Origin of the sequence: Methylobacterium oryzae (genome assembly GCF_021398735.1) — a bacterium.
In the GTDB taxonomy this organism is placed as follows: domain Bacteria; phylum Pseudomonadota; class Alphaproteobacteria; order Rhizobiales; family Beijerinckiaceae; genus Methylobacterium.
In genome coordinates this window covers 4,561,471-4,579,927 of record NZ_CP090349.1, presented here as the reverse complement: position 1 = coordinate 4,579,927, position 18,457 = coordinate 4,561,471, and the positions used below count along the sequence as shown (strand labels likewise).

Genomic DNA, 18,457 nt, shown 5'->3' with positions numbered 1-18,457 from the left:
GCGCGGGAGGTCACGCTCAGACCTTCTTGATGACGGCCTTGCCGAACAGGCCGACCGGGCGGATGGAGAGGACGACGAGGAGCAGGATCAGGCCCGGCACATCCTTGTAGCCGGTCGAGATGTAGAAGCCGGTCAGCGTCTCTGCGACGCCGAGGATCAGGCCGCCGACGATGACGCCGAGGCCGGATTCGAGGCCGCCGATGATCGCCACCGCGAAGGCCTTGAGCGCCAGCACGGAGCCCATCGTCGCCCCGGTCAGGGTGACGGGCGCCACCAGCACGCCCGCGAAGGCCGCCGTCATGGCGCTGATCGAGTAGGAGAGGGTGATGACCTTCTGGGTGTTGATGCCCATCAGCCCGGCGGCGTCGATGTCGTTGGAGGTGGCGACGACCGCCTTCCCCCAGATCGACTTGCGATTGAAGATCTCCACCGCCAGCATCATCAGCAGCGCACCCGCGACGATCAGCAGTTCCATCGGCAGGACGCGCACGCCGCCGACCTGGAGCGCCGTCTCGGGCAGCGGGGAGGGGAATTTCAGGTCGTCACGTCCCCAGACGTTCTCGGCGACGTTCTTGAAGATGATGCCGAGCGCGATGGTGGCCATGATCCACCCGTACTCGGACTTGATCTTCACGGCCGGGCGCACGCCGAGGCGCTCGACCACGGCTCCGAGGGCGAAGCCGAAGACCAGGACCAGCGGGATCATCAGCCAGTAGCCGACGAACGGCACCAGGGTCAGGCCGAACAGGGCCCCGAGGGCCAGCGCCTCGCCCTGGCCGAAATTGAGGGTCTTCGAGGTCGCGAAGGTCAGCTGATAGCCGAACGCGATGGCGGCGTAGATCATGCCGACCGCGACGCCGGACGCGATGAGCTGGAGCAGGATTTCCATGGGATCGCTGTCGCCGGAGGGACGTCCGGTCGCGCGGCGGGCGCCGCGGGACCGCTGTGCTGAGCGCCAGCGGGCTGTGACGCCGCCGGCCCCGAGGGAGACGCCGCGCCCGTCGCGGGCGCAGCGTCCGGATCCTCAGTTCGAGGACTTCTCCTTCAGACGAACCACGCCGGCGTTCTTGGCGTCCTCGTCCTTGGCGTAGACGATCTTGCCGTCCTGCACCTTCCCGAACACGACCATGTTGCGCGAGATGGCGTTGTGGTCCTTCGCCGTGAAGGGCTTGTCGTAGGTCGTGACCACGCCCTCGACCTTCTCGTTCAGGTTCTCCAGGGCGGCGCGGATCTTGGCGCCGTCGGTGCCGCCGGCCTGCTTGATCGCCGCGGCGAGGAGGTAGATCGAGTCGTAGCCCTGGGCGCCGGCCACGGGGGTCGGGATCTTCGTGACACCGTAGGTCTTGTAGTAGTTCTCAAGGAACGCCTTGCGCTTCGGCAGGGTCTGATCCTCGATGAAGGTCTGGGGCATGATCACGCCGTTGCCGTTCGTGCCGGCGATGTCGATGAAGCTCTGCATCGAGGACGGCCAGCTCGTGATCATCGGGACCTTCCAGCCGAGCTTGGCCATGCCGTTGGCGATCTGGGCCAGTTCCGGCCCGATGCCGTAGGCCAGGATCACCTCGGCGCCGGCCTGCTGCGCCTTTAGCAGCTGGGCCGTCATGTCGACGTCCTTGATGTTGAACTTCTCGACCGCGACGGGCTTCACGTTCTTGGTCGCGAGATACTTCTCGATGTCCTCGCGCCCGAGCTGCCCGTAATTGGTCGAGTCCGCCAGGACCGCGATCTTCTTGTGACCCTGGGCGAGGGCCTCGTCGACCATCAGGCCGGCCTGAAGCACGTCGTAGGCGGAGTTCCGGAAGACGTAGTTGGCGTCGTAGTCCGGCTCCTTGAACTGGTTGGTGATGATCGTCCCGGTCGCGACGTTGTTGAAGACCGGGATCTCGGCCTCTTGGTAGAAGCGCTGGGCGGCCAGAGCCACGCCGGTATTGATGAAGCCGACGCTCGCGACGACTTTCTCCTTGTTGATCAGTTCCTGCGCGACCTGCGCGCCGACCTCGTTCTTGGCCTCGTCGTCGCGCTCGATCAGCTGGATCGGCCGGCCGAGAACGCCGCCGGCCTTGTTGATCTCGGCGGCGGCGAGCTTGGCGCCGTCCCGCATCGAGACACCCATCGAAGACGAGCCGCCCGTATAGGGCCCGCTCAGCCCGATCTTGATCGGGTCCGCGGCCCGCGCGGGGGCCGACACCATCGTCAATAACAGCACCGCGGCTGCAGCGCGACCTGCGAAGACCATCGTTTCCTCTCCAAGATTCCGCGTGCGCGGTGTGCCCTTCACCGTGGCACTCTGGGAGGGAGATCTCCCGAGACGGGTCGAGCCGTCAAGCTGAGATTTTGGGCGATCCCAGACGATTAATACAGATTGTCCGTTCCACATGTCGTAAAAGCTGCAGGCACCACAATTTCACGTCGTTGGTGCCGGCAGTCGGATTAAGCGCCGGGCGCGTTCGTGACAGGCCGGCGGCGCCGGTCGGCCGACACATGATCCGGCGCCCCCACCTGCGGAACGCTGCGAGCTATGCGCGGCGGCGCCCGCGCTCCGCCTGGGTCAGGCCGTCGTAACCCCAGCTGTCCTTCGGCACCTCGTGGATGACGATGTAGGACACCTCCGCCAGTTCGGCCCCGAGGACGGTCTTCAGGAGCCGGTTTACTTCAGAAATGAAGCGCGATTTCTCATCGGGCGTGTTCGTGTCCGCGCTGATGATGGCGTCCACTTGCGCGGCGCGGGCGATCGGCTCGGCACCGACGCTCCATCCCGCGGCAGGCACCGCCTCGACCAGTACGCCGACCAGAGGCGCGACCTTGTGCAGGACAGTGGCCATCAACCGGGTGATGCCCGCCTGGATCGCCGTGATCTGCTCGGGTGCGAGGGGCGTACCCGCGACTTTGACATTGATGAAGGGCATGGTCGTCGGTCCGTGGCTTCGCGACCGCCGCGGCGGCCAACGGACGAAGACTTACGTGACCTGGAGTGTTCGGATAATTTGAAAGTTCGCCACCCTGTGTTCGACAAAACCGAATGATGGGGCCTCATCTCCGCTGGCGCGAGCCACGTCACCCTCGGCTCCGCCGCCCCGTGATCGAGCCTCGCGACGCGGACAGGGCAAGGTCCGAACAGCGGTCGGGTGCCTCTCGCGGTCTCTCCTCGAGAAGTCCTGGCCGGGGCGATCGATCACCGTTCGTACGCGGGCAGAGACCGAGAGGACTGATGTTCGATGACCGGGGTGTCTGCGGCGCGCCGAGAGCCCGTCACTGGCCATCGCGCCCTTACGCGACGTGCTCCCTTATGGTCTCGAGAAGAATATCGGTGAGCCGCGCGACGGCCGGCGCCAATTCGGCTTCGGCCTGGTGGAGTGTCAGTGACGCGCTCGGAAGAGGCGGCAGGCCGGTCGCGGCCGGATCGAGAACGCTCAGCGTTTTCGGCAGGCCGACGGCGGTGCGCGCGGTGACACCCAAGCCACCTTCGGCGGCGGCCCAGAGTCCCGAGAGGCTGGGGCTGGTGAAGACTAGCCGCCAGGGCAAGCCGCGACCGTCCAAGGCAGACACGGCCGCGGACCGGAACGTGCACGGCGGCGTGAAGGCCGCGAACGGGACGGGTTCCCGGACCGGGTCCGCGAGACCCGGCCAGTCCGGGGGGCCGATCCAGTGGATCGGCACTTCGGCGACCCGGTGCGCGTGAGGGGCACCGCTGCCGTCCCCCCAGACCAGCGCGACGTCGAGCTCGCCCCTCAGGGTCTTCTCGACGAGCTGCGCGCCGAGCCCGACCTGAACCTCGATACGCACACGCGGATAGGCCCGCGAGAACCGCTTGAGCACCGCCGGCAGCCAGCCCTCGGCGAAATCCTGCGCGAGGCCCAGCCGCGCCCAGCCCTCGAGCTCGGGTCCGCGCAGCCGGTCGACCGCCTCGTCGTTGAGTTCCAAGAGCCGCTTCGCGTAGCCGAGCATGCTCTCACCGGCGGCGGTCAGCGCGAGACCGCGTCCCGCCTTCTGCACGAGCGGCTGACCGACCTGTTCCTCCAGCTTCCGGAGCTGCGTGCTGACGGCCGATTGCGACCGCCCCAGTCGCTCGGCCGCGCGGGCGAAACTGCCGAGCTCGAACCCGGTCACGAAGGTGCGGAGCACGTCCATGTCGAGGTTGGTGCGCGTCGCCATGCTTCAATTTCCGGAAAGTCTTTATTCAGGTGTTTCAAATTTTCCGGACGATCCTGGGGGCGTAAACGGCGAGCGTCAAGGCGGCCAGCCGCTCGACGTCGCAGGAGACCGCAAGCCATGCCCCTCGTTCGCATCTCGCTCCTCAAGGGCAAGTCACCGGCCCATATCAGAGCCATCTCGGACGGCATCCATCGCGGCCTGCGCAACGCCTACGGCGTGCCCGCAGACGACCGCTTTCACCTCATCCATCAGCACGCGCCGGACGAGCTGATCTACGATTCCGACTATCTCGGGCTTCAACGCACCGACGACGTGGTGATCATCAACATCGTCGCGGGCAATTGGCGGGACACGGCGAAGAAGAAGGCTCTCTACAGAGCGATCACCGACAACCTCGTCGCCGATCCCGGTCTTCGTCCGGAAGACGTGCTCATCGTCCTGTCGCCGAACGCGCGAGACGAGTGGTCCTTCGGCAACGGCCTGGCGTCTTACGTCCAGGACGACGTGGACTGATCCGTCCGGGGCAATGCGATCTGCCTGGCGGGACCGCCGCCTCGCGCTGACCGGTTCCGAGCCCTAGGCCGGGACGCGCGCGCCGTCCCAGGCGAAGACGCTTCCGGTGTCCGCCACGTCGAGCTCGCCGAGCACGCGCAGAAGATGAGCTGCGCTCTCGTCGGGTCGAAAGACGCCGGGGGCGCCCGGATCTGGGCGGAAGGGCCGCGACAGGTTGGAAGCGACCGTGCCCGGATGGAGGCCGACGACGATCGCGTCCGGGCGGCTGCGGGCCACTTCGATCGATAGGGTCCGCAGGATCTGGTTCAGAGCCGCCTTCGAGGCGCGGTAAGCGTACCATCCGCCCGAGCGATTATCCTCGATCGATCCGACCCGTGCCGACAAGGCTGCGAACACGCAACGTCCCTCTCGTGCCAGCAGCGGGACGAAATGCTTGGCGACGAGGGCGGGGCCGATCGCGTTGATGGAGAACACGGCGGCCATCGCGCCGGGATCGAGCGCCTTCAGCGCCTTCTCGGGCGCGACGCCGTCCTGATGGAGGATGCCGGTCGCGACGATGACCAAACCGACCGGTCCGGCCTCCGCGACCGCAGCCGCGGCCGCAGCGACCGACGCCTCGTCGGTAAGGTCGATCGCGTGGCTGCGGATGCCGTGCGGGAACGATGGCTGCGAGCGCGAGAGGGCGAAGATCGGAGCGTAGGCTCCGCTCGCAGCCAGTCCGGAGACAAGGGCTCGGCCAATGCCGCCGGAGGCGCCGATCACGACCGCTCTGGTCGAAGTCGATGAGGTCATGGCGACGTCGTCTCAGCGGGCGCGCGGATCGGCTACCTTCAGTCGAGACCAGCCCGGTTCGATGGCTGGCGTTGCCTCGCACGATACATAGGCGCCCTCTGGCCGCTTGGCAGCCGCGATGACCGCGTCGTCGTGCACCCTTCCGGCTCTCGGTTAGGGCGAAGGCCTGATCCGCACCATCACAGGTGCGACCGGCTCATCGCGAACAGGTCTCGATCTCGTCGCACGCGCAGCGCAGAGACCATTGGTCCGTCTAAGCGCAGCTTCCCCCGAACATGCTCGACATGTTCGGGGGATCACTGACCGGTACAGCGAGCGCGGATACCGTCCGCTAATCGGCGCCCCTCTCGGACGCAGGCGGTCGAATGCCGCTCTGAGATATATCTCGCTGAAACCTCAGCAGGTTCAACTCAGAGCGGCAAGCAACTTAGGCCTTCTTTATCGTACGAGCCGTCGGCGTATCAGGAGCACCCTGTCGTCGAACCGCAGGTGTCGCACTTCAGGCAGGTGCCGTTGCGGACCAGCGTGAAGTTCGCGCATTCCGGGCAAGCCTCGCCGACATAGCCCTTCATCTTCGCCTCGGCCCGCCGGTCTGCGACGCTCCTCTCCGCCTTGGCGAAGGGGAGGGTGTCGGCGATCGTCTCGGCCTGACCGGCCACCGCAGGCTCCGCCTTCAGCGCCGTGCTGCCGCGGAGCGCGTGGACCGTGCCGCCGGCAGGCGCCGACTGGCCGGCGCTCGCCGCACCGACCCCGAGGCTGGCACCGGCCGGGCCACCCTGGATCAGGGTGAGCCGGTCAGCCGAGCCGCGCAGCAGGCCGCGGGACACGACCGAGGAGGCCGGCGCGGGCTTCGGGCCCTCGCGGGTCGTGTCGCCGCTCTCGCCGCCGCCGATCACCGTGCCGCCGATCTCGGCGGGGCTGACATGGGCGAGGTCGGCGCGGCCGAGATACGAGACCGCCAGCTCGCGGAACACGTAGTCGAGGAGCGAGGTCGCGTTCTTGATCGCGTCGTTGCCCTGCACGAAGCCGGCCGGCTCGAACCGCGTGAAGGTGAAAGCCTCCACGTATTCCTCGAGCGGCACGCCGTACTGGAGGCCGAGCGAGATCGCGATGGCGAAGTTGTTCATCAGGCTCCGGAAGGTCGCGCCCTCCTTGTGCATGTCGATGAAGATCTCGCCGAGGCGGCCGTCGTCGTACTCGCCGGTGCGCAGGTAGACCTTGTGGCCGCCCACCACCGCCTTCTGGGTGTAGCCCTTCCGGCGGGCCGGCAGCTTCTCGCGGGAGCGGATCCGCTCGACGCGCTCGATCACGCGCTCGACGATCTTCTCCGCGGCGGCGGCGGCCTTGGCGGCGGCCGGCGCCTGGATCAGGGCCTCGATCCCCTCATCGGCCTCGTCTTCGTCATCCGAGATGAGCGCCGAGTTGAGCGGCTGCGACAGCTTCGAGCCGTCGCGATAGAGGGCGTTCGCCTTGAGGGCGAGGCGCCAGGACAGCAGGTAGGCCGCCTTGCAATCCTCGACCGTGGCGTCGTTCGGCATGTTGATGGTCTTGGAGATCGCCCCCGAGATGAAGGGCTGCGCTGCCGCCATCATGCGGATGTGGCTCTCGACCGAGAGGTAGCGCTTGCCGATCCGGCCGCACGGGTTGGCGCAGTCGAAGACCGGGTAGTGCTCGAGCTTCAGGCCCGGCGCGCCCTCCAGGGTCATAGCCCCGCAGATGTGGGTGTTGGCGGCCTCGATCTCCTTCTTGGTGAAGCCGAGGAACGGCAGCAGCTCGAAGGTCGGGTCCGACAGCTTCTCCGCGGGGACCCGGAGGGTCTGCGTGAGGAAATCGTCGCCGAGCGTCCAGCGGTTGAACACGAACTTGATGTCGAAGGCCGACTTCAGGCCCTTCTCCACCGCGGCGATCTTCTCGTCCGTGAAGCCCTTGGCGCGCAGCGTCGTCGGGTTGATGCCCGGCGCCTGACCCATCGAGCCGTGGCCGACCGCGTAGGCCTCGATCTCGGCGATCTCGGATTCGCGGTAACCGAGCGCCCGCAGGGCGTCCGGAGCGGCCTGGTTGATGATCTTGAAGTAGCCGCCGCCGGCGAGCTTCTTGAACTTCACCAGGGCGAAGTCGGGCTCGATGCCGGTCGTGTCGCAATCCATCACGAGGCCGATCGTGCCGGTCGGCGCGATCACGGTGGCCTGGGCGTTGCGGTAGCCGTGCTCCTCGCCGAGCTTCAGCGCCCGGTCCCAGGCGGCGCGGGCGTGGTCGCCCAGATCCGCCTGCGGGATGTTGGCGTGGTCGAGGGCGACCGGCGCGACGTTGAGGAACTCGTAGCCACCGGCCTCGCCGTGGGCGGCCCGGCGATGATTGCGGATGACCCGCAGCATCGCGTCGGCATTTTCGTCGTAGGCCGGGAAGGTGCCGAGTTCCGCGGCCATCTCGGCCGAGGTGGCGTAGGCGACGCCGGTCATGATCGCCGTGAGCGCGCCGGCGAGCGCCCGGCCCGCGTCGGAATCGTAAGGAAGGCCCATGGTCATCAGCAGGCCGCCGATATTGGCGTAGCCGAGACCCAGCGTCCGGTAGCGGTAGGAGAGTTCCGCGATCTCCTTGGACGGGAACTGCGCCATCATCACGGAGATCTCGAGCACCACCGTCCAGAGGCGGTTGAGGTGCTCGAAGGCCTCCACGTCGAAGCGCTTGGTGTCCCGGTCATACATCGTCAGCAGGTTCGCCGAGGCGAGATTGCAGGCGGTGTCGTCGAGGAACATGTACTCGGAGCACGGGTTCGAGGCCCGGATCCGCCCGCCCGCCGGGCAGGTGTGCCAGTCGTTCATCGTGGTGTTGAAGTGCAGGCCCGGGTCCGCAGAGGCCCAGGCGGCCTCGCCGATCCGCTCCCACAGGTCGCGGGCCTTCAGAGTCTTTGTGACCTTGCCGGTGGTGCGGGCGGTCAGCTGCCAGTCGGCATCCGCCTCGACGGCGCGCAGGAAGTCGTCGGTCAGCGAGACCGAGTTGTTGGAGTTCTGGCCGGCGACCGTGAGGTAGGCCTCCGAATCCCAGTCGGTATCGTAGACGGGGAACTCGATCTTGGTGAAGCCCTGGCGGGCGAACTGCACCACGCGCTTGATGTAGGAATCCGGCACGGAGGCGCGGCGGGCGGCCTTGATCTCGCGCTTGAGCGCCGGGTTGCGCTCCGGATCGAAGCAGGCATCGCCCTCGGCCTCGCACTGCGTGCAGGCCTTCATCACCAGGGTCAGGTGCTTGGAGACGACCTTCGAGCCCGTCACCAGGGCGGCGACCTTCTGCTCCTCCTTCACCTTCCAGTCGATGAAGGCCTCGATATCCGGATGGTCGATGTCGACGATCACCATCTTGGCGGCGCGCCGCGTGGTGCCGCCCGACTTGATCGCGCCGGCCGCCCGGTCGCCGATCTTCAGGAAGCTCATCAGGCCCGAGGACTTGCCGCCGCCGCCGAGCTTCTCGTTCTCCGAGCGCAGCATCGAGAAGTTCGAGCCGGTGCCGGAGCCGTACTTGAACAGGCGCGCCTCGCGCACCCACAGGTCCATGATGCCGCCATCGTTGACGAGGTCGTCCTGGACCGACTGGATGAAGCAGGCGTGCGGCTGCGGGTGCTCGTAGGCCGAGGCCGACTTGGTCAGCACGCCGGTCTGCGGGTCGCAATAGTAGTGGCCCTGGCTCGGGCCATCGATGCCGTAGGCCCAGTGCAGGCCGGTGTTGAACCATTGCGGCGAGTTCGGCGCCACCATCTGGCGGGCCAGCATGAAGCGCAGCTCGTCCATGAAGGCCGAGGCATCCTCCTCCGACGAGAAGTAGCCGCCCTTCCAGCCCCAGTAGGTCCAGCAGCCGGCGAGCCGGTCGAAGACCTGCGTGGCGGAGGCTTCGGAGACGAAGCGCTCGTCCTCGGGGATCTCGGCCAGGGCCGCGTCGTCCGGCACCGAGCGCCAGAGGAAGGAGGGGACCGCGTTCTCCTCGACCTTGCGCAGCCGCGCCGGAACGCCCGCCTTGCGGAAGTATTTCTGCGCGAGAACGTCGCTCGCGACCTGGCTCCAGCTCTCCGGCACGTCGATGCCGTCGAGGCGGAACACGACCGAGCCGTCCGGGTTGCGGATCTCGCTCAGGGCCTTGCGGAAGGGGATCCCGGCGTAGGGCGATTGTCCGGCCGTGGTGTAGCGACGCTCGAACCGCATGAAACACACCTCTCCCGTCGGGACACGAGGGTCCCGGCCCCGCGCGACGCGGGGTCTAGCCCGATAGTGGGATTCGCGGCCAACCACGCCCGGCTGAGAGACGTGCCTCGGTCCCGCGAACGAAAATTAGGAACGGCCGCCCCTGCCCAACGCACCACTTCCGCGGGGCGCGACCGATGCAGGGAGATTACCGCCGCCTTCACTCTCACGTCAACAAGTGGTGTTCGACGGCCTTGTTCCCCGCTAGATGTTGTGCCGGCTCGCAAAAGCCTGTGGATATCGTCCCGGGCCGGGATAAGTGTCCTTCCGGCTTTCGGGAATCGGATCGGGAAAATTTTAGATTCACAACCCTAGGGAGCGGAGCCGGCGGATGGCCGGAACCGGAGGCCGAAAGCGCGGGCCGAGCGTTGCCCCGGGGCGACACTTCCGTCATGCGGCTGGACTCACACGCGCGCGGTCACCATAACGGCGCCGACGAGCGCCCTCGCGGCGCGCCACGATTCCGGGACCGGCGATGGCGCTGAAGGACACTTTGCTGCGCATCTTCACGTGGTGGAACGGCCAGACCGTCTCCGTCGCGCTCCAGACCGCGCGCACCGGCATCTTCGTCGGCGAGGACGAGTTCGGGAACAAGTACTACAAGGCGGAGGGCGCGCTGATCGACCGCTCGGTGGGCTCGGAGCGCCGCTGGGTCGTCTACAACGGCTACGCCGACGCCTCGAAGGTGCCCCCCGGCTGGCGCGGCTGGCTCTGCCACAACGTCGACGTCGCGCCGAGCGAGGAGACCTACCAGCCGAAGGCGTGGCAGAAGCCCCATATCGAGAACCAGACCGGCACCGCGAACGCGTATAGGCCGGCGGGCTCGCAGCTCTCCTGGGGCCAGCGGCCGGCCGCGACCGGCGACTACGTGTCCTGGACGCCGGGCGAGTAGAGCCGCGACCCGTCGCGGAGCCGGCGCCCTTTTGCCGCCACCGTTCCGGTGTTCATGACGGGTCAATCCCGATCGCCCGCCGCGCACCCGTTGGCGCGGCCGGTCACCCTCGTCCAGGGGTCCGAGCCTTGAGCCGCATCATCGCCCTCGCACGCCGCGCGCTCGCCCCCGGCCTCGCGCTCCTCGTCTGCGCCGGCCCCGCCGCCGCCGACAAGATCAAGAACCCGACCGCGGTGTTCTCCGGCCTCGACAAGATCACCGGCCGGATCGTCAATTTCGAGGTGGCGGTCGACGAGACCGTGCAGTTCGGCGCCCTGCAGCTCACCCCGCGGGTCTGCTACACGCGCCCGCCGACCGAGAGCGCCAAGACCACGGCGTTCCTCGAGGTCGACGAGGTCACCCTCGACAACAAGTACCGCCGGATTTTCACCGGGTGGATGTTCGCGTCGAGCCCCGGCCTGCACGCGATCGAGCACCCGATCTACGACGTGTGGCTGGTCGACTGTAAGGGCGGCAGCGACGTGATCGCCGAGGCCAAGGAGCAGGAGGACGTCCCGGCCGTGGCGGCCAAGCCCGAGAAGGCGAAGCGCCCCGGCAAGGACGCGACCAAGACCGCCCAGCAGCTCAATGCCAACGGGCAGGTGGACGTGGAGGCGCCGCGCGGCGTGCCGGTGCAGCCCCGCCAGAAGCCCTCGCGCAAGTTCTTCCCGTCGAACGAGGGGCCGGCGCCGGCCCCGCCGCCGCAGCAGCAGCCGCAGAACCTGTTCGACGCGCTGTTCCGCTGACGCCGCCCGCGGGCGGGTCGTCGCCTCAGGCGACGTTGAGCCGTCGCCCGCGATTCCACGCCAGGAACGGGACGCCGGAGAGCAGTCCGGCGAGCGCCGCGCGCGTCTGGTGGCAACCGTTCACCGACACCCGGGGCAGGGCCTGGAGGTGCGCGGCGTGCTCGGCGAAGAGGTGGCCGGGCCGCGTGGTCACGGCCGTCGCGAAGCCCATCTCCCGCGCCAGGGCGAATTCCCGCGGGCCGGCGGAGGTCGGATCCCCGACCGGGTAGGAGAGGTGCCGCACCGGCCGCCCGAGTTCCGTCTCGATCCGCGCGCGCCCCTCGGCGATCTCGCGCGCCGCGATCGCGGGAGCGTGCTTGGCGAGCATCGGATGGCTGACCGTGTGGGCGCCGACGGTGACGGACGGGTCGGCGGCGAGGTCGCGCAGTTCCGCCCAGGACAGGCACAGATCGGCGGCGAGGCGTCCGGGTGGGAAGCCGGCCTGCCGGCAGAGGGCCGCGATCCGGTCGAGGAGGTCCGCCTCGTCCCCGCGCCGCAGGTCGCGGTACAGGGCTTCGAAGGCCAGCGCCTTCTCCTGCGGGCTTCGCGCCGGAAGGTCGAGACTCCGCGCGCCGACGTCGATGCGCACCCGGTCCAGGCGCGCGATCGCCTGCTCCAGCTCGATCCACCAGAGCCGCCCGGCCTGGTCGGCGAAGCCGCTGGTGACGAACAGGGTCCACGGCGCGCCGTGGCGGGCCAGCACGGGACGGGCGTGCTCGACGTTGTCGCGGTAGCCGTCGTCGAAGGTCAGGACCGCGAAGGGCGGCCCGTAATCCGGTTCGGCCAGCCGCTCCGGCACCGAATCGAGACCGATGATCTCGAAGCCGCGGGCATCGAGCTCGCGCAGGGTCAGATCGAGGAACTCGGGGGTGATGCCGAGCAGGCGGTTCGGCGCGAAGGCCGGGACCGGGTCGGGGCTGACGTGGTGGAAAGTGAGGATCACGCCGAGGCCGCGCGCCGCGGGGCTGAGCCAGCGGTCCGCCCCGAGCGCCTGGATCGCGCGGAACCCGGACGCGAAGACCCGATGCTTGGCACGCGACGACAGCATGGCCCTGAACCGTTCGGGCCCGCGGCCCAGCTCGGCACAGCCTTGGCTCGCCCGGGTAAACAAAGCCGAAAGCATGCGTGGCCGCGGCGAAAGCAAGCTATCATTAGCCACGACTGTTCTTTGACGGACCGTCCGGCGCCGGTATCGCGCCATCATCGATCGGAGTGACGGGCTGTTCAGCCGCTTGCCGTCAGGGTTTGCGCGGCACGGGATCGCGCGCGGTCCCCGGGAGATCGGGTCATGGCGGTCGGTGTCCACGTAGCGGGAACGGACATGGTCGATTCGCGCAGCGCCGGGGGGCTCGTCGCGGAGGTCATCCCCGATCTGACCGCGGCGGAGGCGCTGTGGCGGCGCCTGGAAGCCGATCCGGCGAGCCTCGGCACGCCGTATCAGCGGTTCGACTGGATCAGCGCCTACCTGCGGGCGACGGGACTGGCCGAGCGCGCGCGCGTCGCGGTCCTGCGGGATGACGACGGACGGCCGCGCATCCTCGTCCCGTTCACCCTGAGCCGGGAGCACGGGCTGCGCCTCGCGCGCACGGTCGGCGGCACGCACGCCAACTATCACATGCCGCTCTTCGCCACCCGCGACGCGGCGGCCATCGGGCCCGGCAGCATCGTCGCCGCGCTGATCCGCGCCGGCCGCGCTGAGGGGATCGACGCCTTCGCGCTCAAGCACCAGCCCCGGATGTGGGACGGGGCAGCGAACCCGCTCGCCGCGACCGGCGAGGCGGAGGCCAGCGACGGCTACGGCCTCATGCTCGGGCCGGATCCGGAGGCGACCGTGCGCCGGGTTTTCAGCGCGGACGCCCGGAAGAAGCTGCGCTCCAAGGAGAAGCGCCTCGTGGAGGCGCACGGCGCGATCGTCTACCGCCGCGCCGAGTCCGCCGACGAGGCGGCGCGCCTGCTGGCGGCGTTCTTCGCGCAGAAATCGGCCCGCTTCGCCGGCATGGGCGTGGCCGACCCTTACGCCGATCCCGCGATCCGGTCCTTCCTGACGGCCGCGTCGACCGGCGCAGAGCCCGCCGTGGAGCTGTACGCCCTGTGTCTCGCCGAGAGCGGCCGCGTTCTCGCCACCTTCGGCGGTGCCGTCAGCGACCGACGGTTCAGCGGCATGATGACGGCGTTCGACGGCGACCCCGAGGTCGCCCGTTACAGTCCCGGCGACCTTCTCCTGCAGCATCTCGTGCGCGACCAGACCGCCCGCGGCCGGCAGGGCTTCGATCTCGGCGTCGGCGAGGCGCGCTACAAGGCCAGCATCTGCGACGAGACGATCAGCCTCGTCGAGACGATCATCCCGGTCACCCTGCGGGGCCGGGCCTACGGCGCCCTGCGCCGGGGCCTGACGCGGACGAAACGGCGGATCAAGCGCGACCCGCGCCTCTACGCCGCCCTCAAGCGGCTCCGCACCTTGCGCCGGTCCTGATCGGCGCGCGGCCTAGGCGGCGTTGAGGCGCAGCTCCGCCCGCGCCTCCTCGACATCGGACGCGGCTGGGCGATCCTGCGCGACCAGGATCTGCCCCGCGCCGGCCTCCTCGGCGAGGGCGTAGAGGTCGGCCAGCGCCGGATCCTCGGCATCGGCGTTCGACGCGATGACGACGCTGTCCATGAAGCCGGCCACGAGCTCGAGGAGGTCGACGGCCCCCGGCGCGGCGTGGAGCCGGAAGACCACCCAGTCGTAGGCCTCGGCCATGGCCTCGAAGGTCAGGGCCAGGGCATCGGGCTCGTCGAACAGGACGGTCGACTCCAGCAGCCCCGCCTCGATCCGATGCTGGCCGCCGTCCCGGCGTGCCTGGATCACGTCGAGGAACGCGGCCTCGCCGGCGATGAGGTCGGCGAAGCCGAGCCGCGCCGTGCCGTCGTTCGGCAGGTTCAGGTCGACGGCGACGAGGCTCCCCTCGCGACCGAGGGCGCGGGTCAGGGCCTCGGGCAGCGTCGGGACGCCGCGACGGGCTTCGGTCTCGACGATCAGGACGCGGCGACCCGCCTGCGCCTCCGGTGCGCGGGGCGCCGCCGCGATGCGCGCGACGAGCGGCGCGAGATCGAACGTGTCGGGGGAGCGGAGCGCCGTGGCCGCGGCGGGCGCCGCCGACGCGGCGGCAGCCGCGCCCGACGCCTCGGACCAGCGGGCGGCCGGCGTCGCCTCCGGGAAGGTGAAGGACGGTCGATCCAGCACCGGCTCGCGGCGCCGCCGATCGTCAGCCGGATCGCCGTCGCGGTCGCCGGCGGCGCGGCCGGACTCGGCCAGCAGCGCGCTGGCGATGACCCCGCCGACCGAGAGCATCAGCGTCAGCAGCGTCGCGAAGGCGACGATCGGCAGCTTCTTCGGGAAGGACGGAACCTCGGGCGTCACCGCGCGGGACACGATGCGGGCGTCAGCTGGGGTCGCGGCCTCGCCGTCGCGCGCCGCCGCCTCGCGGTAGCGGCCGAGATAGGATTCGAGCTGCTCGCGCTGCGCCTTGGCCTCGCGCTCCAGCGCGCGGAGCTGGATCTCGCTGGCGTTGCCGCGGACGACGACGTCCTGCTGGCCGTCGACGGCGGCCTGGAGGCTCTCGACCCGGGCGCCCGCGATCTTGGCGTCGTTCTCCATCGTGCGCACGACGCGCTCGGCCGAGGCCTTGATCTGGGCGTCGAGGTCCTCGAGCTGGGCGTGCAGCTCCTTGATGCGCGGGTGAGCCGGCAGGAGGGTCCGCGACTCGAGGGCGAGCTGGGCGCGCACGGAGATCCGGTTCTCGACGATCCGGCGGATGACCTCGTTGTTGGCGACGTCGGGAATCTCGAAGGCGCGCCCGTCCTTGATCAGGTCCTTGATGGCCTTCACCTTGCCGTCGAGGTCGGCCTTCAGGCTCCGCGCCGCGGAGAGCTGGCTCGACAGCTCTCCGAGCTGCTGGGCGTTGAGCGGCCGCCCGGCCAGGCCGGTGCTGCCTACGAGGCCGTTCTTGGCGCGGAACGCCTCGACCTTGGCCTCCGCCTCGGCGACGCGCTTGCGCAGCCCGTCGATGTTGCCGCCGAGCCAGGTGGAGGCGTAGCGGGCGGTGTCGACCTTATCGGCCTCCAGCGAGCCGATGTAGAGCTTGGCGATGGTGTTGGCGGCCTCGGCCGCGAGCTTCGGATCCTTCGCGCGGAACTCGATCGTCAGGATGCGCGACTTGCCGGCAGGGAAGACCAGGAGGTGGTCGAAGTAGGCGTCGAGGACCCGGTCCTCGGCGGGGCGGTCCAGGGGATTGGGACCGATGCCGAGCATCATCAGCACGCGCTGCACGGCGCCGATGCTGCCCGCGCCGGGATCGAACTCGGCGTTGCCGACGAGCTTGAGTCGGCGGATCGCCTCGCGGGCGAGATCGCGGGACATCACGACCTGCACCTGGCTCGCCACCGCCTGCTCGTCGATCGGCGCGAGCTGGTCGCCGCGCTCCTGCGCGGTGCGGGCGAAGGCCGGGTCGCGGCTCTCGAGGAGCACCTTCGCCTCGCCGGTGTAGCGGGGGCTGACCACGTTGACGAAGACGCTCGCGCCCAGGGCGACCACCAGGGTCGGCCCGACGACCCAGCCGATCGAGCGCCGCAGGATCCGCGGCAGCTGCGCGAGGCCGAGGCCTTCCTCGGCGCGCGGCTGGGATCCGGGCACGGCGTAGATCGAGCGTTGACGGATCGTGGACATGCGGACGCTCTGAACGCGGAGACAGGCCGGGCGGGCATTACTGCCGTCCCGCGGCCATTAGTGGATGTTAAGGTTGCTCAAGAGTTAAGGGCCGCGCGGGCCGGTGACGGCACCGCCTCCGTCGCGCGGTGATCAAGTTTCATTAACCTTAACGGCCTACATCACCCCGCAACTGCATCCATGACGGCGATGGTGATGAACCGGCGCGCTCTGCTCCTCGCACTCGGCTCGACTCTGGCGCTCGGCGGCTGCCTGCGGCCGAGCTTCCGCACCGACCAGCTCGATGCCACCGGCACCGGCTCGATCGCCGCGCGGTACACGCTGGCGGCGGGCGACAAGCTGCGGGTGATCGTGTTCGGCCAGGACAACCTGTCCAACATATACGCGGTCGACGGCGCGGGGCGCATCGCCATGCCGCTGATCGGGACCGTGCAGGTGGGCGGTCAGACGACCGCGCAGGCGGCCAAGGCGATCGAGGCCAAGCTGGCCTCCGGATACGTGCGCGAGCCGCACGTCACCGTGGAGGTGGACGCCTACCGACCGTTCTACATCCTCGGCGAAGTCACCACCTCCGGTCAGTACCCGTTCGTCAACGGCATGACCGTGGAGACGGCGGTGGCGATCGCGGCCGGTTTCGGCCCCCGGGCAGCGCGCGATTACGCCGTCCTGACCCGCGACGCCGGCGGCTCGCTGATCTCCGGGATCGTGCCGATGACCTACGCGGTCCGGCCGGGCGACACGATCGTCATCAAGGAACGCTTCTTCTGAGCGGCGCCGCGCCGGTCACTGCCCGCCCTGCCACGGGTTGATCACCCGCATGGCGGTCTTCTGCGCTGGGATCGGCGTCGCCACCTCGGGCATCGGCTGCCGGGCACGGGCCATCATCCGCCGCGCCTCCTGCGCGGGCACGGCGCCGACCGGCGTGAACAGCCCGGCCAGGACCTTCCGCGTGCCCCGGCTCACGAAGCGCGAGTTCTGGACCGGCTCGAAATCCCGGATCGCGTGGCGCTTGTCGGGATTCCCGGTGAACACCCGGGCGCCGGAATTCAGCACCACGATGTCGCCCGGCCGCAGCGTCTCGTCCTTGAGCAGCGCCGCCGTCGCGCCGCCCTTCATGTCGATGGGGGTCTGGCGCTCGCTGATCTCCCGCTCCTTGACGCGGATCTTGAGCGGGAGCGCCGCGTAGCGGGTCTGGAAGCGGCGGCGCGCCGCCCCGAGCCGCGGGGTCGCGTGGCGGCCGAAGGCGCGGCCGTCGAAGGCGGGGGCTGGGGTAGAAGCCGGCTGGGCCTGCTGCGGGGCCGGCCGGGCGCCGAACAGCATCTCGAGGAATCCGACCTCCGCGGCCTGGGCGCGCATCGCCGTCCCGGCGAGGAGACCGCCGGCCGCCATGACGGCCAGCAAGCTGCTCGTGCGAAGCCTCATAGCACCCTCCGGAAGCGACGCCCGACGCGAGCATCCGACCCTCAACCGCAAGGCGTACTGGAGGGTTCCGGATGATTTAGAGTCTGCTTAGGAATGCCCCGCGGCGACCCGCCGGCGCGGGATTCGACGTCCCCGCGGTCAGGAGCCCGGCGCGCCCGAGCGCGCAGGGACGCGGTCTAGCCCGGCGCCGATTGCTCGCCCTCGCCGATGCAGTCGAGGGCGCGCTCCACGGCGCTCACGGCATCCAAGAGGTGCTGGACGGTGCGCTCGACCTCAATCGCCGGACGCCCCATCGCGGCGGCGCGGGCGCTCACATCCTCGAGCTGCTCCAGCAGGGCGAGGAGATCACCGGCCACGGTCACAACTTCGCAGCGAGCGAGGCGGGTGACGGTCGGGCGCGGACGGAAGGGCAAGACGTTGCTCATCGCGGAGGGTTGTCGCCCGAAACGACCGGGATTCGCCAGGGGGAGGGGGCCGAACTCAACACGATTGGCCGGCCCTATCCGCCGCAATCCGGGTCTGTGGTGGATTTTCCGTGGCCGGCGCGCATCGGAGGCGGCAGAACGGATTTACATCTTGCGCGCGACCTTGACGGAGGCGCCTCCGCGCTGACCATGCCGCGAGACGTCCCGTGAGGGCCGCTCCGGCCGTGGCCGGTCGCGGGCCGGCCACGGCCCGCTTTCAGGATACGCGATGCGCTTGACCCTTCTCGCCCTCTCCGCGCTGACGCTCGGCGGCCTCTGCGCCTGCAGCACCAGCGACGGCCCGGATTCCCGCAGCGGCCTCGCCGAGACCTTCAACCTCGACAACTACCGGGCCTCGGGCAACACCAACGGCACCCAGACCCGCCGCGACGTGAACCGCGCCTACACCCAGCCGACGCTGCCGACGATCGGCAACCGCGGGATGTGAGGCGCGCGCGGCG

General features: G+C 69.5%; 16 protein-coding genes. 6 read left to right on the top strand and 10 right to left on the bottom strand.

Annotated elements, in window-relative coordinates; all coding sequences use genetic code 11:
- Nucleotides 1-16 precede the first annotated feature (16 nt).
- The 4 genes from LXM90_RS21900 to LXM90_RS21885 all read right to left on the bottom strand — a co-directional run bounded on the left by LXM90_RS21900 (nt 17) and on the right by LXM90_RS21885 (nt 4,152).
- Entirely contained in the window at nt 17-889 is an 873-nt protein-coding gene (locus tag LXM90_RS21900; protein ID WP_020091659.1) for a branched-chain amino acid ABC transporter permease, read from the bottom strand.
- Between the two features lie 135 nt (nt 890-1,024).
- Complete coding sequence (locus LXM90_RS21895; RefSeq protein WP_026604708.1) at nt 1,025-2,236, bottom strand: ABC transporter substrate-binding protein; 1,212 nt, start codon at nt 2,234-2,236, stop codon at nt 1,025-1,027.
- A 280-nt stretch (nt 2,237-2,516) separates the two neighbouring features.
- A complete protein-coding gene (locus tag LXM90_RS21890; RefSeq protein WP_020091661.1) occupies nt 2,517-2,906 on the bottom strand; it encodes a tautomerase family protein in 390 nt (129 codons plus the stop codon).
- A gap of 361 nt (nt 2,907-3,267) precedes the next feature.
- Nucleotides 3,268-4,152 (bottom strand): LysR substrate-binding domain-containing protein, encoded by an 885-nt coding sequence (locus LXM90_RS21885; RefSeq protein WP_020091662.1) that lies wholly within the window; start codon nt 4,150-4,152, stop codon nt 3,268-3,270.
- Nucleotides 4,153-4,269: 117 nt separating this feature from the next.
- Here LXM90_RS21885 and LXM90_RS21880 point away from each other — a divergent pair, with 117 nt between their 5' ends.
- Entirely contained in the window at nt 4,270-4,665 is a 396-nt protein-coding gene (locus LXM90_RS21880) for a tautomerase family protein (RefSeq protein WP_020091663.1), read from the top strand.
- A gap of 63 nt (nt 4,666-4,728) precedes the next feature.
- Here LXM90_RS21880 and LXM90_RS21875 read toward each other — a convergent pair whose 3' ends face one another.
- Nucleotides 4,729-5,457: an SDR family NAD(P)-dependent oxidoreductase gene (locus LXM90_RS21875; RefSeq protein ID WP_026604709.1), complete on the bottom strand. Its 729-nt coding sequence runs from the start codon at nt 5,455-5,457 to the stop codon at nt 4,729-4,731.
- A gap of 461 nt (nt 5,458-5,918) precedes the next feature.
- On the bottom strand, nt 5,919-9,650 hold the full coding sequence (locus LXM90_RS21870) for a vitamin B12-dependent ribonucleotide reductase (RefSeq protein ID WP_020091665.1): 3,732 nt from the start codon (nt 9,648-9,650) through the stop codon (nt 5,919-5,921).
- A 514-nt stretch (nt 9,651-10,164) separates the two neighbouring features.
- Between LXM90_RS21870 and LXM90_RS21865 the strand changes: the two genes are divergently transcribed.
- Together LXM90_RS21865 and LXM90_RS21860 are read left to right on the top strand one after the other, a co-directional pair.
- Nucleotides 10,165-10,581, top strand: coding sequence for an NADH:ubiquinone oxidoreductase subunit NDUFA12 (locus LXM90_RS21865; protein ID WP_020091666.1), 417 nt, complete (start codon nt 10,165-10,167; stop codon nt 10,579-10,581).
- Nucleotides 10,582-10,709: 128 nt separating this feature from the next.
- The gene (locus LXM90_RS21860; RefSeq protein WP_020091667.1) at nt 10,710-11,366 is read left to right on the top strand and encodes a DUF2155 domain-containing protein; all 657 of its coding nucleotides are present in this window, start codon (nt 10,710-10,712) and stop codon (nt 11,364-11,366) included.
- 25 nt (nt 11,367-11,391) lie between these two features.
- Here LXM90_RS21860 and LXM90_RS21855 read toward each other — a convergent pair whose 3' ends face one another.
- The gene (locus LXM90_RS21855) at nt 11,392-12,453 is read right to left on the bottom strand and encodes a polysaccharide deacetylase family protein (RefSeq protein ID WP_020091668.1); all 1,062 of its coding nucleotides are present in this window, start codon (nt 12,451-12,453) and stop codon (nt 11,392-11,394) included.
- Between the two features lie 273 nt (nt 12,454-12,726).
- Between LXM90_RS21855 and LXM90_RS21850 the strand changes: the two genes are divergently transcribed.
- On the top strand, nt 12,727-13,878 hold the full coding sequence (locus tag LXM90_RS21850) for a GNAT family N-acetyltransferase (protein WP_020091669.1): 1,152 nt from the start codon (nt 12,727-12,729) through the stop codon (nt 13,876-13,878).
- A gap of 12 nt (nt 13,879-13,890) precedes the next feature.
- Here LXM90_RS21850 and LXM90_RS21845 read toward each other — a convergent pair whose 3' ends face one another.
- The gene (locus LXM90_RS21845) at nt 13,891-16,110 is read right to left on the bottom strand and encodes a GumC family protein (protein WP_020091670.1); all 2,220 of its coding nucleotides are present in this window, start codon (nt 16,108-16,110) and stop codon (nt 13,891-13,893) included.
- A gap of 189 nt (nt 16,111-16,299) precedes the next feature.
- On the opposite strand from LXM90_RS21845, the gene LXM90_RS21840 reads away from it, so the two are divergent.
- Nucleotides 16,300-16,878, top strand: coding sequence for a polysaccharide biosynthesis/export family protein (locus tag LXM90_RS21840; RefSeq protein ID WP_020091671.1), 579 nt, complete (start codon nt 16,300-16,302; stop codon nt 16,876-16,878).
- A gap of 15 nt (nt 16,879-16,893) precedes the next feature.
- On the opposite strand, the gene LXM90_RS21835 is transcribed toward LXM90_RS21840, so the two are convergent.
- Nucleotides 16,894-17,532, bottom strand: a complete 639-nt coding sequence (locus tag LXM90_RS21835) for a hypothetical protein (RefSeq protein WP_026604712.1) — start codon at nt 17,530-17,532, stop codon at nt 16,894-16,896.
- Between the two features lie 176 nt (nt 17,533-17,708).
- Nucleotides 17,709-17,957: a hypothetical protein gene (locus LXM90_RS21830; RefSeq protein ID WP_012317333.1), complete on the bottom strand. Its 249-nt coding sequence runs from the start codon at nt 17,955-17,957 to the stop codon at nt 17,709-17,711.
- Between the two features lie 268 nt (nt 17,958-18,225).
- On the opposite strand from LXM90_RS21830, the gene LXM90_RS21825 reads away from it, so the two are divergent.
- Nucleotides 18,226-18,444: a hypothetical protein gene (locus tag LXM90_RS21825; protein WP_020091673.1), complete on the top strand. Its 219-nt coding sequence runs from the start codon at nt 18,226-18,228 to the stop codon at nt 18,442-18,444.
- The last annotated feature ends 13 nt before the right edge of the window (nt 18,445-18,457 follow it).

Excerpts from the sequence above, each read along its gene's own strand:
- LXM90_RS21900 (WP_020091659.1), bottom strand. The coding sequence starts at position 889 with ATGGAAATCCTGCTCCAGCTCATCGCGTCCGGCGTCGCGGTCGGCATG.
- LXM90_RS21895 (WP_026604708.1), bottom strand. The coding sequence starts at position 2,236 with ATGGTCTTCGCAGGTCGCGCTGCAGCCGCGGTGCTGTTATTGACGATG.
- LXM90_RS21890 (WP_020091661.1), bottom strand. The coding sequence starts at position 2,906 with ATGCCCTTCATCAATGTCAAAGTCGCGGGTACGCCCCTCGCACCCGAG.
- LXM90_RS21885 (WP_020091662.1), bottom strand. The coding sequence starts at position 4,152 with ATGGCGACGCGCACCAACCTCGACATGGACGTGCTCCGCACCTTCGTG.
- LXM90_RS21880 (WP_020091663.1), top strand. The coding sequence starts at position 4,270 with ATGCCCCTCGTTCGCATCTCGCTCCTCAAGGGCAAGTCACCGGCCCAT.
- LXM90_RS21875 (WP_026604709.1), bottom strand. The coding sequence starts at position 5,457 with ATGACCTCATCGACTTCGACCAGAGCGGTCGTGATCGGCGCCTCCGGC.
- LXM90_RS21870 (WP_020091665.1), bottom strand. The coding sequence starts at position 9,650 with ATGCGGTTCGAGCGTCGCTACACCACGGCCGGACAATCGCCCTACGCC.
- LXM90_RS21865 (WP_020091666.1), top strand. The coding sequence starts at position 10,165 with ATGGCGCTGAAGGACACTTTGCTGCGCATCTTCACGTGGTGGAACGGC.
- LXM90_RS21855 (WP_020091668.1), bottom strand. The coding sequence starts at position 12,453 with ATGCTGTCGTCGCGTGCCAAGCATCGGGTCTTCGCGTCCGGGTTCCGC.
- LXM90_RS21850 (WP_020091669.1), top strand. The coding sequence starts at position 12,727 with ATGGTCGATTCGCGCAGCGCCGGGGGGCTCGTCGCGGAGGTCATCCCC.
- LXM90_RS21845 (WP_020091670.1), bottom strand. The coding sequence starts at position 16,110 with ATGTCCACGATCCGTCAACGCTCGATCTACGCCGTGCCCGGATCCCAG.
- LXM90_RS21840 (WP_020091671.1), top strand. The coding sequence starts at position 16,300 with ATGGTGATGAACCGGCGCGCTCTGCTCCTCGCACTCGGCTCGACTCTG.
- LXM90_RS21835 (WP_026604712.1), bottom strand. The coding sequence starts at position 17,532 with ATGAGGCTTCGCACGAGCAGCTTGCTGGCCGTCATGGCGGCCGGCGGT.
- LXM90_RS21830 (WP_012317333.1), bottom strand. The coding sequence starts at position 17,957 with ATGAGCAACGTCTTGCCCTTCCGTCCGCGCCCGACCGTCACCCGCCTC.
- LXM90_RS21825 (WP_020091673.1), top strand. The coding sequence starts at position 18,226 with ATGCGCTTGACCCTTCTCGCCCTCTCCGCGCTGACGCTCGGCGGCCTC.